The sequence below is a fragment of the Kitasatospora sp. NPDC101157 genome (assembly GCF_044768255.1).
Taxonomy (GTDB): Bacteria; Actinomycetota; Actinomycetes; order Streptomycetales; family Streptomycetaceae; genus Kitasatospora.
The window spans coordinates 45733-60994 of record NZ_JBIWPL010000012.1; the positions used below are offsets into that span (position 1 = coordinate 45733).

18 protein-coding genes are annotated in these 15262 nt (G+C 72.0%); 13 read left to right on the top strand and 5 right to left on the bottom strand.

The annotated features are described in order from the left end of the window. Positions 1 to 30 precede the first annotated feature (30 nt). Positions 31 to 666, bottom strand: a complete 636-nt coding sequence (locus ACIRVF_RS23160; protein ID WP_402820849.1) for a hypothetical protein — start codon at positions 664 to 666, stop codon at positions 31 to 33. 166 nt (positions 667 to 832) lie between these two features. Here ACIRVF_RS23160 and ACIRVF_RS23165 point away from each other — a divergent pair, with 166 nt between their 5' ends. After that, complete coding sequence (locus tag ACIRVF_RS23165) at positions 833 to 2413, top strand: phosphonate degradation HD-domain oxygenase (protein ID WP_402820852.1); 1581 nt, start codon at positions 833 to 835, stop codon at positions 2411 to 2413. 23 nt (positions 2414 to 2436) lie between these two features. Here the strand turns inward: ACIRVF_RS23165 and ACIRVF_RS23170 are convergent, their stop codons facing one another. Continuing rightward, positions 2437 to 3231, bottom strand: a complete 795-nt coding sequence (locus ACIRVF_RS23170; RefSeq protein ID WP_402820855.1) for a GntR family transcriptional regulator — start codon at positions 3229 to 3231, stop codon at positions 2437 to 2439. 328 nt (positions 3232 to 3559) lie between these two features. Between ACIRVF_RS23170 and ACIRVF_RS23175 the strand changes: the two genes are divergently transcribed. From ACIRVF_RS23175 to ACIRVF_RS23230, 12 genes are all read left to right on the top strand, one after another. After that, on the top strand, positions 3560 to 4732 hold the full coding sequence (locus ACIRVF_RS23175) for an ABC transporter substrate-binding protein (protein WP_402820858.1): 1173 nt from the start codon (positions 3560 to 3562) through the stop codon (positions 4730 to 4732). Between the two features lie 141 nt (positions 4733 to 4873). Then, positions 4874 to 5761, top strand: coding sequence for an ABC transporter permease (locus ACIRVF_RS23180; RefSeq protein ID WP_402821260.1), 888 nt, complete (start codon positions 4874 to 4876; stop codon positions 5759 to 5761). Next, positions 5761 to 6570, top strand: a complete 810-nt coding sequence (locus tag ACIRVF_RS23185; protein ID WP_402821263.1) for an ABC transporter permease — start codon at positions 5761 to 5763, stop codon at positions 6568 to 6570. The genes ACIRVF_RS23180 and ACIRVF_RS23185 overlap by 1 nt, the downstream gene beginning before the upstream one ends. 31 nt (positions 6571 to 6601) lie before the next feature. After that, positions 6602 to 7699 (top strand): ABC transporter ATP-binding protein, encoded by a 1098-nt coding sequence (locus ACIRVF_RS23190; protein WP_402820861.1) that lies wholly within the window; start codon positions 6602 to 6604, stop codon positions 7697 to 7699. Positions 7700 to 7743: 44 nt separating this feature from the next. Further along, on the top strand, positions 7744 to 8418 hold the full coding sequence (locus tag ACIRVF_RS23195) for an HAD family hydrolase (RefSeq protein WP_402820863.1): 675 nt from the start codon (positions 7744 to 7746) through the stop codon (positions 8416 to 8418). A 7-nt stretch (positions 8419 to 8425) separates the two neighbouring features. Then, positions 8426 to 8746 carry a DMT family transporter gene (locus ACIRVF_RS23200; protein ID WP_402820866.1) on the top strand — a complete coding sequence of 107 codons (321 nt, stop codon included), beginning with the start codon at positions 8426 to 8428 and terminating at the stop codon, positions 8744 to 8746. Between the two features lie 101 nt (positions 8747 to 8847). Then, complete coding sequence (locus ACIRVF_RS23205; protein ID WP_402820869.1) at positions 8848 to 9339, top strand: hypothetical protein; 492 nt, start codon at positions 8848 to 8850, stop codon at positions 9337 to 9339. 124 nt (positions 9340 to 9463) lie between these two features. Next, positions 9464 to 9754 (top strand): hypothetical protein, encoded by a 291-nt coding sequence (locus ACIRVF_RS23210; protein ID WP_402820872.1) that lies wholly within the window; start codon positions 9464 to 9466, stop codon positions 9752 to 9754. Continuing rightward, positions 9751 to 11070: a putative T7SS-secreted protein gene (locus ACIRVF_RS23215; protein WP_402820875.1), complete on the top strand. Its 1320-nt coding sequence runs from the start codon at positions 9751 to 9753 to the stop codon at positions 11068 to 11070. Before ACIRVF_RS23210 ends, ACIRVF_RS23215 begins: the two co-directional genes overlap by 4 nt. Next, complete coding sequence (locus ACIRVF_RS23220) at positions 11067 to 11741, top strand: hypothetical protein (RefSeq protein WP_402820877.1); 675 nt, start codon at positions 11067 to 11069, stop codon at positions 11739 to 11741. The genes ACIRVF_RS23215 and ACIRVF_RS23220 overlap by 4 nt, the downstream gene beginning before the upstream one ends. Further along, positions 11738 to 12394, top strand: coding sequence for a hypothetical protein (locus tag ACIRVF_RS23225; RefSeq protein WP_402820880.1), 657 nt, complete (start codon positions 11738 to 11740; stop codon positions 12392 to 12394). The genes ACIRVF_RS23220 and ACIRVF_RS23225 overlap by 4 nt, the downstream gene beginning before the upstream one ends. A gap of 125 nt (positions 12395 to 12519) precedes the next feature. After that, positions 12520 to 13152, top strand: coding sequence for a hypothetical protein (locus tag ACIRVF_RS23230; protein WP_402820883.1), 633 nt, complete (start codon positions 12520 to 12522; stop codon positions 13150 to 13152). A 7-nt stretch (positions 13153 to 13159) separates the two neighbouring features. Here the strand turns inward: ACIRVF_RS23230 and ACIRVF_RS23235 are convergent, their stop codons facing one another. From ACIRVF_RS23235 to ACIRVF_RS23245, 3 genes are all read right to left on the bottom strand, one after another. Continuing rightward, positions 13160 to 13675: a pyridoxamine 5'-phosphate oxidase family protein gene (locus tag ACIRVF_RS23235; RefSeq protein ID WP_402820886.1), complete on the bottom strand. Its 516-nt coding sequence runs from the start codon at positions 13673 to 13675 to the stop codon at positions 13160 to 13162. A 167-nt stretch (positions 13676 to 13842) separates the two neighbouring features. Continuing rightward, positions 13843 to 14511 carry a phosphatase PAP2 family protein gene (locus tag ACIRVF_RS23240; protein ID WP_402820889.1) on the bottom strand — a complete coding sequence of 223 codons (669 nt, stop codon included), beginning with the start codon at positions 14509 to 14511 and terminating at the stop codon, positions 13843 to 13845. Further along, on the bottom strand, positions 14511 to 15158 hold the full coding sequence (locus ACIRVF_RS23245; RefSeq protein ID WP_402821266.1) for a DedA family protein: 648 nt from the start codon (positions 15156 to 15158) through the stop codon (positions 14511 to 14513). Before ACIRVF_RS23245 ends, ACIRVF_RS23240 begins: the two co-directional genes overlap by 1 nt. Between the last annotated feature and the right edge of the window lie 104 nt (positions 15159 to 15262).

Sequence of the window (15262 nt, forward strand, 5' to 3'; positions counted from 1 at the left end):
ACGGGGCGCCGCACAACGGGACGAGCCGCCTCAGGACGGCACTTCGGCGAGGTGGCGGAACTTGCGGGCGTCGTTGGCCAAGTCGTCCGTGTCGAGCGTGATGTCGTCGCCGTGCTCCAGGTAGACGGCCCACATGCTGCCGTCGACCCAGACGCAGAAGGCCATGTCCTGGGGCTTCCCCGCCTTCGTCATGCCGCTGGCGTGGCCGCACTTCATGACGCCGCCGCGCTCACCCGGGTCGACGGTGCGCACGCTCTCGACGTGGAAGCCGGTCGACGACTCGGTGATCAGCGTGTCGATCACGCCCGAGGGCGAGACGATGGGCAGCTCGCGGACGGTGAGGAGGACGCTGCGCGACCTGTCCGAGGTCTGGTAGCCGGTGACCTTCACGTCCCTGGCGGCCCTGGACGGCTTGGACAGCTGCGCCGCGGGGACGCGCGACAGACCCAGGAACTCCTCCGGCGGGCTGTAGCGGTACGCGCGGAGGTCGGCCGTGTCGTGGGCGAAGGCGAGCGCGAGGGCGATGAAGGCGGCGAACCCCAAGGCGCCCAGGGTCAGCCAGAGCCGCTGGCGCGAGCCCGGCGGTGGGGGCACGGTCGGGATGGGGGCGACGGGGGTCATGTCCACCAGGACGTCGACGTCCTGGTGTTGATCTTGATCGGGCACCGGCATATCCGAGCAGGTCGGAGCCGTCGGCGCAAGGGATTTGACGGCGGTCTCGACGGACCGTTCCACGGACGTTCATCCGGTCGGCACGCGGAACTCACCGTGGAGCGGCAAGCTCCGAGCGAGAGGTGAAGTTGGCTATACAACTCAGCCCAGAAGGAGAGCCATGACCCAGCAACCGCCGCCCTACTGGCTGCGCGACAACTGCCCGTGCACCGAGTGCCGGGACCCGCGCAACGGGCAGAAGCTGTTCCAGATCGACGACCTGCCGCCGGACCTCTCCATCGCGGCGAGCAAGGAACTCGACGGCAACCTGGAGGTCCTCTGGTCCGACGGGCACCGCTCCCGCTACCCGCTCGCCTGGCTGCACGACCCGGACGACGGGGGCGACGGCCGCACCGAGCACGGCAAGCGACTCTGGACGGCCGCTGACTTCGCCCGCGGCATCCCCGAGGCCGACTGGGAGGCCTACCTCGCCGACCCCGCCGAGCAGGCCGCCGTCCTCGCCGCCGTACGGCGCAGCGGTTTCGCGCTGCTGCGCGGAGTACCCACCGCGGAGCGCCAGGTGCTGCGGGTGGCCGAGAGCTTCGGCTACGTCCGGGTCACCAACTACGGCGAGCTGTTCGACGTCCGGGTCGAGCCCGACCCGAACAACCTCGCGTTCACGAACAGGGCCATCGCCCCGCACACCGACAACCCCTACCGGGACCCGGTCCCCACCCTCCAGCTCCTGCACTGCCTGGAGAACTCGGCGACCGGCGGTGACTCCGGCCTGGTGGACGGCTTCAAGGCAGCGGCGATCCTCCGCGACGAAGCCCCCGAGGACTTCGAGATCCTCACCCGCACTCCCGTCCCCTTCGTCTTCCGCGACCGCCGCACCGAACTGCGCGCCGACCGTCCGCTGATCGACGTGGACCCGCTCGGCCGGATCCGCGAGGTCCGCTTCAACAACCGCTCGATCGGCACCCTCCGAGCGAACGACGTGGACGCCTTCTACACCGCCTACCGCCGCTTCGCCGCGATCACCCTGCGCCCCGAGCTCCAGCTCACCTTCCGCCTGGACCCCGGCGACTGCCTGGTCTTCGACAACACCCGCCTCCTGCACGCCCGCACCGCCTTCCAGCAGGACGGCCGGCGCCACCTCCAGGGCTGCTACGCCGACCTGGACGCCCTGCACAGCACCCTCGCCGTGCTGCACCGCCGCACCGCCGCCCTGGACGAGCTGGCCGAGCTGTTCGCGGGCGAGGGCGCCGGGGAGTACCTGAGCGAGGCGGTCACCATGGCCGAGCACATGCTCCAGGCCGCCGCCGCTGCCGAGGCGGACGGGGCGCCGGACCATCTCATCGCCGCCGCCCTGCTGCACGACGTCGGGCACTTCCACGGCGCCCTGCACGGACGCGACCTGATGCAGGGCAAGGACAACCGTCACAGCGACAGCGGCGCCGACTGGCTGGCCCGCTGGTTCGGCCCGGAGGTCACCGAGCCGGTCCGGCTGCACGTGGCCGCCAAGCGCTACCTGTGCGCCGTCGAGCCCGGCTACCGCGCCGAGCTCTCCCCCGCCTCCGCGTACACCCTCACCGTCCAGGGCGGCCCGATGGACGACCGCGAGGCCGCCGCCTTCGCCGAACTCCCGGGCGCCGACGAGGCGGTGGCCGTCCGCCGCTGGGACGAGCAGGCCAAGGAACCGAATGTGAGAACACCGGACTTCGACCACTACCGCCCGCTGCTCGCGTCCCTGATGAGCTGACCGGATGCCCGGGGGCGGAGGCCTCAGTCCAGTTCCCGGGCGTGCCGCGAAAGCGCCGACGTGGCCAGCGAGTTGTGCACGCTGAAGGCCACCGTTCCGGGCAGGTAGCGGTCCTGGGACCACTCCACCGGCGTGCCGGTCGGGTCGGTCGTACGCCGCCGCTCGCGCAGCAGCGGGCCGCCCCGGCGGCAGCCGAGCAGCCGGGCGTCCTCCGCGTTGGCCGCGACGATGTCGATGGTGTGGTCGGCGTCGGTGAACAGGATGCCGTGCTCGCGCAGCACCTCGGTGTGGGAGACCACGTCCGGCGGCAGTTCGGCGACGATCTCGCCGACCCGCGGCGGGTAGACGGTGCGCTCGACCATCACCGGCGTGCCGGACAGGGTCCGCAGCCGGACCGTCACGTACACCTCGGCGCCCGGCTCCAGGCGCAGTTGCTCGCGCTCGGCGGCGTCGGCCGGGCGGCGCACCAGGGAGTCCAGGATGCCGCCGGGCTCCTCGCCCATCGAGTACGCCCAGTGGGTGAAGCTGAGCAGTTCGGAGAAGCTCTGCACCCGGGCGCCGCCGAGCACCACCCGCCGGGTGCCGCGGCGGGAGGTGACCAGCCCGTCGGAGCGCAGCACGGCGAGCGCCTGGCGGACGGTCCCGCGGGAGACCCCGTACTGCTCGGCGAGCGCGCCCTCGGCGGGCAGCCGGCCCGCCTCGCCGTACGCGCCGGTGGTGATGGCCTCGCGCAGGTCGGCGGCGACCTTGCGGTACAGGGCGCCGGTCGCACGGTCGCCGGTCGCACGCTCGACGGAGCGCCCGGGCTCTACTGCCACGTCACTCAATTGTCCCTCCAGGGGCGGTGTCCTGCGCAGCCGTACCGGCGCGGACAGCCCGACCTTATCCCGCTGCGCGGTTCGAGCATCGCACCGAACGGATCACGCTCGGATGGCCGGATTCCACCGTTCCCGCAGCCGACCCCGGCTCTGGGCCGTCCGTTCACCTTCCCGTCACCGAACTTCGGGTTACTTACCCCGTCAGCGAAGTTGGCTAGTCAACTCGGACGGTTCCGAACTCTTCTCGGACGGCTCCGGACCCCGCCACCCGGCTGATCCCCCGTTCAAGACACCCGCTTGCAGTTCCCCCGTCTCAGGAGACTGACCCGTGTCCGTGCACCGCGCCCGCTCCGCCGCCTTCGCGGCCGTTCTGACCGCCGCCGCGCTGTCCCTCACCGCCTGCGGCTCCGCCGGCTCCTCCTCCTCGAAGGCCGGCAGCAACGACCTCGCGGGCGGCAAGAGCGCCAAGACCGCCACCTCGGTCGCCGACTTCGGCGGCATGGACGCGCTGGTCGCCGCCGCCAAGAAGGAGGGCAAGCTGCACGTCATCACGCTGCCCCGCGACTGGGCGAACTACGGCAAGCTGATGGACGACTTCAAGGCGAAGTACGGCATCGACATCGAGGACGAGAACCCGGACGGCTCCAGCCAGGACGAGATCAACGCGATCACCTCCCGCAAGGGCCAGGACCGCGCCCCCGACGTCGTCGACCTCGGCTCGGCCTTCGCGATCAGCGCCGGCAAGCAGGGCCTGCTCGCCCCCTACAAGGTGACCGACTTCGACAAGATCCCGGCCACCATGAAGGACGCCAACGGCCTGAGCTACAACGACTACGGCGGCTACATGTCGATCGGCTGCGACGCCAAGAAGGTGTCCGCCTGCCCGAAGACCTTCGCCGACCTGCTCAAGCCCGACTACAAGGGCATGGTCGCCCTGAACGGCAACCCGACCAAGGCCGGTGCCGCCTTCGGCGCCGTCTACGCGGCCGCGCTCGCCAACAACGGCTCGCTGGACAACATCCAGCCCGGCATCGACTTCTTCGGCAAGGTCAAGCAGGCCGGCAACTTCAACCCGGTCGAGGTCACCCCGGCGACCATCGAGAAGGGCGAGACCCCGATCAGCATCGACTGGTCGTACCTGAACGCCGGCTACAGCGACAAGTTCAAGGACAAGGGCATCGACTGGCAGGTGTCCATCCCCTCGGACGGCTCCTACGCCCAGTACTACAACCAGGCGATCAACAAGGACGCCCCGCACCCGGCCGCCGCGCGCCTGTGGGAGGAGTACCTCTACAGCGCCCAGGGCCAGAACGGCTTCCTCGGCGGCTACGCCACCCCCGCCCTGTTCGACGCCATGAAGACCGCCGGCACCCTGGACGCGACCGCCGCCGCCAAGCTGCCGACCGTCGAGAAGCCCTTCACTACCTTCCCGACCCAGGACCAGACGGACGCGGCCAAGAAGGTCGTGACCGAGAACTGGGCCAAGGCGATCGCGGGCTGACCTGAGATGACCACGGCTCCCACCCCGGTGCCGGCCACCGCCTCCGCCGCCCAGAGCGGCGGGGGCGCCCCCGGCCCCGCCACCTCCCCCACCACCCCGGCCGTTCCGACCGTTCCGGCCGCGACGACTGCGACGGCGAGCATGACCGCGAGGACCGCGACCCCCCGCCCCGCCGGGCGCCGGGCCGGCGGCAGCCGCGCCTGGCTCGCCGCCCTCCCGCTGATCCTCTTCTTCGTGATCGGCTTCGGCCTGCCCGCCGTCGCGATCGCCATCGGCGCCTTCACCACCTCCTCGGACGCCCCCGACGGCGGCGGCACCTTCACCACGGACAACCTCACCGGCTCCCTCCAGGGCGCGTACTGGACGGCCCTGTGGGGCAGCGTGAAGCTCTCCCTGCTGACCGCGCTGATCGCCACCGTGGTCGGCCTGCCGCTGGCCCAGGCCGTGGCGACGTCCCGGTTCCGGGCCTTCCGCGAGGCCGTGATGTCCGCCTCCGGCGTGCTCGCCAACTTCGGTGGCGTCCCGCTGGCCTTCATGTTCGTCGCCACCCTCGGCAACTCCGGCGAGGTCACCAAGAAGCTCGGCCTGACCGCGCACGGCTGGAACCTCTACACCTTCTCCGGCCTGTCGGTGGTCTACCTCTACTTCCTGGTGCCGCTGATGGTCATCACCATCACCCCGGCCCTGGAGGGCCTCAAGTCCCAGTGGCGCGAGGCCGCGTCCAACAACGGCGCCACCTCCCTGCAGTACTGGCGGCACGTGGCCCTGCCCGTCCTGCTGCCCTCGCTGCTCGGCGGCTTCGTGCTGCTGTTCGGCGCCTCGTTCGCCGCGTACGCCACCGCCGAGGCCATGGTGGGCAGTTCGGTGCCACTGATCTCGATGCAGATCGGCGACGCGCTGTCCGGCAACGTCCTGGTCGGCCAGGGCAACCTCGCCCTCGCCCTCGGCCTCGACATGATCGTGGTCGCCTGCCTGGTGATGGCCCTGTACCTGCCCCTTCAGCGCCGGAGTGCCAAGTGGCTCGCCTGATCAATCGCATCCGTTTCGGCCGCGGCCTGGTCCTGCTGATCTGCGGGATCTACTTCGCGGTGCCGATGGCCGCCTCGCTGTGGTTCAGCGTCGACGACAACAAGGGCGGCACCACCTTCCGCGCCTACACCGAGCTGCTGAACGCCCCCGGCTTCACCGACAGCCTGGTGCTGAGCCTCGAACTGGCCGCCGTCACCGTGGCGGTGCTGCTGCTCCTGCTCGTCCCGGCGGTGCTCGCCGCCCGGCTCGGCGCGCCGAAGCTGCGCCCGGTCATCGAGATCATGTGCTCGATGCCGCTGGTCGTCCCGGTCGTCGCACTCACCACCGGCATCATCGGCGTGCTGCGCTGGGGGCCGGACTACCTCCAGGACACCCCGTTCTTCCAGACCGTCGTGGCCATCCAGGACCCGGACTTCCCGGTCGTCCTGGTCATCGCGTACGTGCTGATGGCTCTGCCGTTCGCCTACCGGGCGATCGACGGCGGCCTGCGCGGCGTGGACGTGGTCACCCTGGTCGAGGCCGCCCGCAACTGCGGGGCCGGCTGGCTGCGCGCGGTGTTCACCGTCGTCCTGCCCAACCTGCGCAGCTCGCTGCTGAACGCCGCCGTCCTCACCGTCGCCCTGGTGCTCGGCGAGTTCACCACCGCCTCCATCCTCGGCTTCACCCCCTTCTCGGTGTGGATCAACTCCAACGGCAAGAGCGACGGCCAGATGTCCGTCGCGGTCTCGATGCTCAGCCTGCTGATCGTCTGGCTCGTCCTGCTGCTGATGTCCGCCGTCGGCCGCGGCCGCAAGGCCGCCCGGTCCTGAACCACCCCACGTTCTCCAGGAGTTACCAGCCATGACCACGGCCACCGCCCTCGCGAACGGCGCCCCGCTCGCCCCCGGAAGCACCTCGGGCAGCGCCACCGTCGAGTTCCGCTCGCTGCGCCGCGCGTTCGGCGCCACCACCGCCCTCGACGGCCTGGACCTCTCCGTCCGGCCCGGTGAACTGCTCGCCCTGCTCGGCCCGTCCGGCTGCGGCAAGACCACCGCGCTGCGCATCCTGGCCGGCTTCGAGCAGCACGACTCCGGCGAGGTGCTGGTCGACGGCCAGGACATCACCGCGATCCCGGCCCACAAGCGCGACGCGGGCATGGTGTTCCAGTCGTACAGCCTCTTCCCGCACCTGACCGCGCTGGACAACGTCGCCTTCGGGCTGCGGATGCGCGGCACCGGCAAGGCAGAGCGCCGCAAGCGCGCCCAGGAGCTGCTGGAGCTGGTCGGCCTGCCGCACCGCGCCGAGCACTACCCGCACCAGATGTCCGGCGGCCAGCAGCAGCGCATCGCGCTCGCCCGCGCACTCGCCCTGCAGCCGCGCGTGCTGCTGCTCGACGAGCCGCTGTCCGCGCTGGACGCCAAGGTCCGCCTCCAGCTGCGGGAGGAGATCCGGCGCCTCCAGCAGGAGCTGGGCATCACCACCCTGTTCGTCACCCACGACCAGGAGGAGGCGCTGTCGATGGCCGACCGGGTCGCCGTGCTGCGGGCCGGAAGGCTGGAGCAGTGCGCCACCCCGTCCGAGCTGTACGGCCGGCCGGCCACCGCCTTCGTCGCCGAGTTCGTCGGCACCATGAGCCGCATCCCGTGCACCCGCACCTCGGACGGCGTCCAGGTGCTCGGCCACCGGCACGCCGTCGACGGCGAGGTCCCGGCCGACGGCGAGCTGCAGGTGCTGGTCCGCCCGGAGAACGTCCTGCTCAGCCCGGACGCGACCGGCCCGGCGCTGGTGGTCACCGCGTCCTTCCTGGGCGCCGTCACCCGGCTCACCGTCCGCCTGGACGACGGCACCGAGGTCAAGGCCGACCTGCCCACCGAGGCCGCCGCCGCCCTGCCGGCCGGCTCCCGTGCCCGGCTCACGCTGCCGGAGCGCCCGGTGTTGGTGGACCGCCGCGCCGCCTGAGAACCTCTTCCCCGCACCGACGAAGAACCACCGAAGGTACCGCCATGCCTGAATCCGCACTGCCCGCTGCCGTCCTCTTCGACATGGACGGCACCCTGGTCGACACCGAACAACTGTGGTGGCAGGCCGCCGCCGAACTCGCCGAGGAACTGGGCCACCCGCTCACCGACCGGGACGCGCCCGAGGTGCTCGGCCAGGCCGTCGGGCACACCGCCGCCCACCTGCACAGGGTCAGCGGCACCACCCGCCCCGAGGCCGAACTCGCCGCCCGGCTGGGCGAGTCCTTCGCTGGGAAGGTCGCCGCCGAGACGGTGCCCCGCCCCGGCGCGCTGGCCCTGCTGGCCGCCCTGCGCGAGGCCCGGGTGCCCACCGCGCTGGTCTCCGCCTCGCCGCGCCAGGTGGTGGACCTCGTCCTCTCCTCCATCGGCCGCGACTGGTTCGCCGTCACCCTGGCCGCCGAGGACACCGCCCGCACCAAGCCCGCGCCCGACCCGTACCTGGCCGCCGCCGAACGGCTCGGCCTGGCCCCGGCCGCCTGCGTCGCCGTCGAGGACACCCCGACCGGGGTCGCCTCCGCCGCCGCGGCCGGCTGCGCGGTGCTCGCCGTGCCCTCGACCGCCGTCCCGATGCCCGACGGCGGGCGGATCACGCTGCTGGACAGCCTGGAACGGGCCGACCTCGCCCTGCTGGGGAAGCTCTGCGCCACCCCGGCCGTTTGACAGCGACATGCCCTACGTTCTGCTCACCCTCGCCATCCTCAGCGAGGTCTGCGCCACCAGCTGCCTCAAGCTCACCGAGGGGTTCACCCGCCTCTGGCCCAGCCTGGGGGTGGGCGTCGGCTACGCGCTGTCCTTCTTCCTGCTCGGCCGCGCGCTCAAGCACATCCCGGTCTCGGTCGCGTACGCGGTCTGGTCGGGGGCCGGGACGGCGGCGGTCGCCGGGATCGGCGTGGTGGCCTTCGGCGAGTCGCTGGGAAAGCTGCAGATCCTGGGGATCGCGCTGATCATCGTCGGGGTGGTCGTGCTCAATCTCAAGGGAAGTCACTGACACGAAGTCTGGCGCTTTGTCAGATCACGCTGGCCGCAGGCCGGGTCGGGACGTCGTACGCTCCGGCGTCCCCGGCCCGGCCCGTTCGCTACCGTGTCCCCATGACGAACCCGCGACCGCACCACTACCGCTACGCCCACCGCGAACTCCCGCGCCATCTGCTGAAGTTCGGTGCCCAGGTGACCAGTCCGGCGCCGAACGGCGACAGCCTGGTGCCCGCCTTCACCAAGCTCTGGGACAGCTTCGGCGAGACCCTCCAGCCCGAGGACCGGCTGCCCAGCCAGGGCCTCGACTGCCGTCACGTCGAGGTCGACGGCACCCGCCTGCTCCTGATCACCCTGCCGACCCCGGCCGGCACCACCGAGGCGTACTTCTGCGCCTCCGTCCTGCCCAAGGGCGCCAAGGCAGTCCGCTACCTGACCCTGGAACACGCGATCAACCCGATGGACGGGAGCCCCGGCACCGTCCTCGGCGAGTGGACCACCGAGAGCCACCTCAACCACGGCCCCGGGCCCGCCCCCGTCGCCGAACTCTTCGTCGCCGCGGTGGTGGACCTCACCGCCCCGAAGAAGCGCGGCTTCTGGCGCCGTTGACCCACCGCGGCCGCTTCCTCCCCCGCAGGTGTGACCGCCCCCGGAACACGGATCGCCCACGTACCGAACGGCGCTATGCTCGGCCGGTCCGACAACCGACGCATCGGGGGAGACAGTGGCCGATTTGACGGTCAGTCCCGAATTCCTCGCCAAACTCGCCAAGGACCTCAAGGGCTGCGGGGACGAACTCGACCAGGGGCTGAAGGCACTCAAGGAGGCGAGCCGCGACGGGCTCGGCTTCGACTTCCTGGAGGACGCCGGCAAGCACTTCCAGGAGAAGTGGGAGTACGGCCTCAAGAAGGTCCGGGAGTGCGTCAAGGTCCTCGACGAGGGCCTGGAGAAGGTGCGGCAGTCCTACGCGGGCACCGAGCAGGACATCACCAAGGCCCTCACCCCCGCGCGGGGGCAGTCATGACCGACCCCAGGCCCGCGCCCGACTGGTCCGGCCTCGGCTTCAACCCCACCCCGGGCGACCCCGCCGCCGTGGCCGGCCTCAGCAGCAGCCTGCGCCGGGTCTCCCAGCACCTCACCGGCGTCCACACCACGCTGGCCCAGATCTCCGGCGACCAGGGCCAGTGGACCGGCGACGCCGCCAAGGCCTTCGCCGCCCGGTTCGGCAAGCTCCCCGGCTACCTCCAGGACGCCGCCGACTCGATCACGGCCGCCTACCGGGCCCTCGACTTCTGGTACCAGGCGCTCACCGAACACCAGCCCAAGGCGGCCGAGTTGGCCCGCGCCGCGGTCACCGCCCAGCAGGACAGGGCACAGGCCGAACAGGCCCACCGCACCGCGGCCGCCGCCCCCGACCTCGCCCTGGCCGGCCGGAGCTTCCCCGACGAGGCCTCGCTCGCCGCCGCCGAACAGCGCTACAACGCCGCCAGGAACCGCCTGGACGCGGCCGCCGAACTCGTCAACAGCGCCACCGCGACCCTCACGGGTTTGCGGAGCCAGGCCCGTGAACTCGCCGAGGGCCACGAGTCCGACGCCCACAGGACCGCCACCGCCATCCGCAGGGCCGCCGACAGCAAGGCGCCGCCCGAGCCGGGCCGGCTCAGCCGGGTCGGCAACTGGCTGAAGGCCCACGGCGCCGACCTGCTGACGGTCGCCGCGGGCGTCTGCGGCGTCGCGGCGATCTTCTTCCCGGCCTTCGCGCTGCCCGCCATCCTGCTGAGCGCCGCGGCCGCGGGTGCGCACGCGCGGCAGTACGGAATCAGCGGGCTGCTGCCCACCAGCATGGCGAACCTGGGCAACGATCTGACCTTGGCAGGTGACCTCCTCGGAGCGATTCCCGGCGGGGCCGTCCTCAAGGGCGGGTTCACCGCGTTCAGGACCGCCCGGGCCACCGGGACCGGCGTGAGGGCGTCGGTGGGCGTCGGCGCCACCGAGGTCCGTACCGCCGCCAGGGCGATCGACCCGGCCGGCCCGGTCTTCACCACAGCGATCGAGAAACCCGCCGTCAAACTCGGGCTCTCGAAGGCAACCGCGATGAACATCTCCGACGGCGTACAAACCGCCGGCAGCGCAGCACTCACCGCGCCCACCGCGTACGGCCTCACCCAGGACGACGCCGGTCCCGGGCTGATCGCAGCGGTGAACTACACCACTGGCGGTGGCAACGTGATCAACGGCGCCGGAGGCGCAATCGGCGGCACCGGCACGACCCGGATCCTGCCCGGGCTGCTCGGAGCCGGTAGCGCGGTCGCGACCGGCGTGTGGGGAGCAGGCCATTGACCGTCGACACCGATGCCCCGTCGTTCTGGCTGTCCCTGCCCGAAGGATTCACCGCCATCGATCTGGCGGAGGACCCGGGCGACCGGATGTGCCGCATCGTGGACGAACTCGACGCGCTCACCGACGTGAGCCCCGAGCAGAAGCTCAGCATCACCATTGCCGCCGAGAGCGCCCTTCAGGCGCAGCTGCGCGAAGGCGCGGTCCACGTCTCCAACTGCCTGGTGCCGACCGACGAAGGCACGATCGCCCAAGGCATGCTCAGCCTCTTCCTCCGTCAGGAGGAGCTGGAACCCCGCGGCACCTATCCGCAGCGCGCCGCCGAACAGCTCACCATCGCCTGGCCGGACGCGGAGGTCGCCGTCCTCGACTTCACGCCCGGCCGCGCCGCCGTGGTCGCCCGCGACCTGACCGTCCCCGTCTCCGGAGCGGTCTACGGCCTGCCGGGCTCGGGCGCCGTCACCGTCCGACAGCTCGAAGTGCTGATCCCGCACCCGTGGAGCCCCCATGTGCTGGCGGTCGTCTTCACCACCCGGAACCTCGATCACTGGGAGGACTGGCTGCCGGTGGTCGGCGCCGCGCTCGGCGGAATCTCCTTCCACCCACCCCGCAAGGAGCCCCGGGACGACCTCCCGCCCGAGCAGTGGGACAGCATCCGCAAGGCCTTCGGATGACGGTCACCCGGCCCGAGGAGCGGGCACACGTCGGACGCGGCCTCCTCCGTCGCGCGCTCGCTCTCGGTGCCGTCTCCACCGGCATGATCGTCGGCATCACCGCCGTGGACGTGTACGTCAGCGGGATCCTCGCCGTCTGCCTGGGATTCCTCTACCCGGTGGTGATGGTCGGCGGACTCGTCATGTTCGAAGATTCCGCCGACAACCCCCGGCCGACGAAGGATTCGGTCGGCCTCGGTGTGCTCGCGGCCGTCCTCGCCCTCGTCGCCTACCAGGCCGGGATCGTGGCCTGGCACAACCTGATCCTCGGCCCGGGCCGGAACGTGAACGCCGTGATCGTGTCCGAGCACGTCGAGAAGTCGTCCCGCGGCTCCACGAAATGGACGTACACCCTCGCGCCGGGGGGCAATGACCCCGTCCCGGGCGGGCCGCTGGAACAGGACTCCCATCGCTTCGACGTCGGGGACACCGTCGTCGTCCGGACGGACCCGGCCGGTCAGGTCGCACCCAAGCTCCCCGGTGAGGCCGACTCCACCGCCGCTCTGTGGTCCGCCATCGGGCTCATCGTGCTCATCGCCCTCCTCGTGCTCCGGTTCGCCCGGACCCGGCCCCGGCGCAAGCCCGGTCCGCCCCCGCATCCGGCCGGTACCTGACGGTCCTCCACTCCCGCCGGACCTGAGCCCCGCGCCTTCGCCCCGCCGGATGACACCCCGCTCCGAGGCCGTGAGGATCCGGGCGTACGCTTCCACCCCGTCGTAGCGAGCACCGGGGGGAAGAGATGGCTGGACCGAGGAGCAGACGCGGGACGATCCTGCTGGCGGCCGCGCTGACGCTGGCCGTGCCGGCGGGGACGTTCGGGCTGGTGGCGGTGAGCACGTACGCGGGGTTCGGCACGGCGTTGCTGCTCGGGCTGGTGGTCGGGGTGGCCTGGATCGTCGGGCTGGTCCGGTTGTCCGGCCCGGTGGGCTGCTGGTTGGCGATCGTGTCGGTCGCGCTGGGGGGAGGCGCGATCGGGGAGGCGGTCTCGGCCCGGGACGCGGTGATCCTCGACGCCCGCGGGGTGACCGTCACCGCGCGGGTCTCCGCGGTCCACGACCATCCCCAGGACAAGCACCCGAACTCGACGTACGACCTGGTCGGCGAGCTCGGCCTGCCGATCCCCAACGGCACGGTGTACGGGAACCTCCACGCGCACGCCGTCGGCGACCGGCTGCTGGTCCGCTACGACCCGGAGGGCGTCGCGGCCGCGGCGCCCCCGGACGACATCGACTTCTCGAAGGACCTGGCGATCGCCGGCGCCCTGGACGCCGTCCTGATGGCCGGCGTCGCCGGCCTCGGCGTGGCCGTGGTCCGCAACGGCCGTCCGCGCCGGGTGCCGTTCCGGCGGGGCATGGTCGTCGGGAAGCCCTGAACCGGCTTCAGGACCGCACCACCCGGGCCCGCAGGTAGTTGCGCCGCCCGAAGTTCGGCTCGTCGACGGCCGTCAGCTCCTCGACCTGGAAGCGGTACAGCGCCGCCGCCCCGCCGCCGGTGAGGTACTGGCGGCGGACCTCCTCGTCCTGTGCGAAGGACGGGTAGCGCCCCTGGTACGCCGCGAGCGCCGCCTCCGCCTGCCGGCCCCAGGCCTCGCTCGCGCTGCCGGTCAGCTGGAGGCCGCGCAGCTGCTCGCCGAAGGCGGGCGGCGGCAGGAAGACGGTGGCGGCGGCCCGGGCCTCTTCGGCGAGGTGGTGGCTGTGCCGGGTGGAGCGCTCGCTGACGAAGTACAGGACGAGGTCCTCGTCGTAGGCGAAGAAGGCCAGGTTGGCATGCGGACCGCGCTCGTGGCCGGCGGTGGCGAGGGTGAGCACCATGGCTTCGGCGAGCAGGCCCTCGACGCCCTTGTGCAGCAGGTCGCCCGGCCAGTCCCCCTGCGTGATGTCGAGTCGGTACGGCATTCGGCACTCCCTCCGCTGGTGCCCGGTGCGTCCGTGGACCCCGGGCACGACTGAGCCGGGCGGGCGCCCCGGTCAGGGGCCCCACGCCCGGCTCACATGCTCCACCCGTCGTCCGAAACCGGACAAGGGGCGGGCGGCTCACGAAATGGGCACTACGGCGACGGGTGTCACCGCGCCCGGTGGGAGGCGTACCCGCGGGTCACCACCGGCACCGCGCCGGCACCCAGCAGCGGGCGCAGCGCGCCGGCCCGCATCCGGTCCACCAGCGGTCCGCAGCGCCCGGCGAGCGGGGCGAGCACCAGCGCGACCAGGGTGCCGACGAGCGCGCCGACCGCCACGTCGTGCGGGTAGTGCACGCCGACCCAGACCCGGGAGGCGGCCATCAGCACCGCGAAGAGGGTGGCGACAGCGCCGAGCCGGCGGCTGACGAACCAGAGCGAGATCGCGGCGGCGAAGGCGATCACCGAGTGGTTGCTCGGGAAGGACCAGTCACCGCTGGTGGCGCTGGGGCAGGTCTCCAGCGAGACGCTGCCGCGGATCTGCGCGCACGGCCGGACCTCTTCGACCATGTTCTTGAGGACGGAGTTGACGCCGTACGCGACGACCACGATCACCGGGGAGGCCAGTACCCTGGCCATCACCGCGGACTCGGCGCCGCGCGCCCGCCACCAGGCGTGGAGCATGAAGAGCGCGAACAGCCCGAGGCCGATCGCCGACCAGACCTTGATCACGTCGTCCAGCCAGTGCGGGGCCGACTGCGCCCACCCGTTGACCCGGGTGTAGAGGCTGCCGTCGATCCCGCTGCCGTCGTAGACGGCCAGAACCCGAGAGGACATCACACGTCACCTCCGTGACGGCGCGCCTTACGGGCGCGGAACAGTTCGAGAACAATGGGGAGCACGGAGACAACTACTACCAGACCGATGATCGGCAGCAGATATTGGTCGATGCCGGGTATCGAGGAACCGAGCCCGTACCCGGCCAGCACCACGCCGACGGTCCAGACCGCGCCGCCGGCCACCTGCCAGACGGTGAACGAGCGAACCGGCACTTCGAGCACGCCGCAGAGCGGATTCAGCACCGTCCGGACCACCGGGATGAACCGGGCGAGCACGATCGCCTTGCCGTGTCCGTACCTGGCCAGCAGTTCCTCGGCCCGTTCGACGCCCTCCAGCAGGCTCTTGCGCTTGGTACGGCCCAGCAGCGCCCGGCCGCCGCGGCGGCCGATCAGGTAGCCGACCTGGGCCCCGGCGAGCGCGCCGACCAGGGCGGCGGGCAGCACCTGCCACAGGTGCAGCTGCGGGCCCTTGGTGGCGCCGGGGACGCAGAGCAGGCCCGCGGTGAACAGCAGCGAGTCGCCGGGCAGGAAGAAGCCCACCAGCAGGCCGGTCTCGGCGAACAGCACCACGGCGATGCCGAGCGCGCCGAAGGCGGCGAGCAGCGAGGACGCGTCCAGCGGGTTCACCGCGAGGTGGGAGGCCACCGCGAGGTGCGGGCCCCCCGCGAGGTGAGCGGCCGGAGCGGCAGGGAACTGGAGCAAGGCTGGCGGACCTCCCGTACGTTGGGGGGCGGTCTCACCGCGATTCT